The sequence below is a fragment of the Bradyrhizobium sp. KB893862 SZCCT0404 genome (assembly GCF_018130885.1).
In the GTDB taxonomy this organism is placed as follows: domain Bacteria; phylum Pseudomonadota; class Alphaproteobacteria; order Rhizobiales; family Xanthobacteraceae; genus Bradyrhizobium; species Bradyrhizobium stylosanthis.
The window spans coordinates 1-1,118 of sequence record NZ_JAFCLT010000026.1; the positions used below are offsets into that span (position 1 = coordinate 1).

Sequence of the window (1,118 nt, forward strand, 5' to 3'; positions counted from 1 at the left end):
TGGGTCCCTGTGTCTTGAAAGTCTGTCAGGATGGGTTGGGCGGGAAGCCGTTGGGTCCTTGGCGCTTGACGCCGTGAGCCGGCTCGGTCTCCCGCCCGTTCCATTACCAACCTGAACAGTTGCACGAGGCTGCGCCAACAGACCTCGCATCACAGGGACAGGCACCGTGATCATACCCCTACGTTACGTCGGAATCGACGTCTCCAAGAAATATCTCGATATCTTCGATGAGGGCGTCGGCGTGCCGGAGCGCATCGCCAACGCGCCGCAGGCCATCACACAGATCGTGGCGCGTTGGCGATGCGATGCGCGGGTGGTCTTCGAGGCTACTGGGACTTACGACCTCGAGCTGCGCGAGGCGCTGCAACGGTCGGACATCTGCTTCGCCCGGATCAATCCGGCCCGGGCCCGCGACTTTGCGCGTGCCAGCGGCCAACTTGCCAAGACCGACCCGATCGATGCGCGGATGCTGGCGGCCTTCGCGCGAGCCATGCAGCCGGCCACCGAGCAGGTCGCCAATCCCGCCCGCAACGCCTTGGCGCGGCTTGCAAAACGGCGGGATCAACTGGTTCTCATGCGCATGCAGGAGAAGAACCGGCGCAGCGAGGCCGATGACCGCGCCATGGCCGAACGGATCAGCCGCCTCATCGAGGTCCTCGACAGCGAGATTGCCCAGATCGAAGCCGACATCAAGGCACTGATCGAGACTGAGCAGGAGATTGCGGACGATGCGCGGTTGATGCGCTCATTGCCCGGCGTGGGGCCCGTGGCTTGCACGCAGCTCATCGCGAAGATGCCGGAACTCGGACATGTTGGGCCGAAACAGATCGCGGCGCTCGCCGGCCTGGCTCCCTTCAACGTCGACAGCGGCACCTTCCGTGGCAAACGCAAGATCGCCGGCGGCCGGAAGCGCGTTCGTGATGCCCTCTACATGGCCGCCCTCAACGCGGTCCGCCGGGCCGATCCGTTCAAGGCCTTCTACGAACGATTGCGACAGGCCGGCAAGCCAGCCAAGCTCGTCCTCATTGCCGTCGCCAGGAAGCTACTAACCGTCCTCAACGCCATGATGCGCGAAAGGAAGCCCTACCTAAAGGCCAAGCCGACATAACAGTTGCCGG

General features: G+C 64.0%; 1 protein-coding gene. It reads left to right on the forward strand.

Annotation, left to right across the window (positions count from 1 at the left end; genetic code table 11):
• Nucleotides 1–166: 166 nt before the first annotated feature.
• Nucleotides 167–1,108, forward strand: coding sequence for a transposase (locus JQ617_RS39850; RefSeq protein WP_212031128.1), 942 nt, complete (start codon nt 167–169; stop codon nt 1,106–1,108).
• The last annotated feature ends 10 nt before the right edge of the window (nt 1,109–1,118 follow it).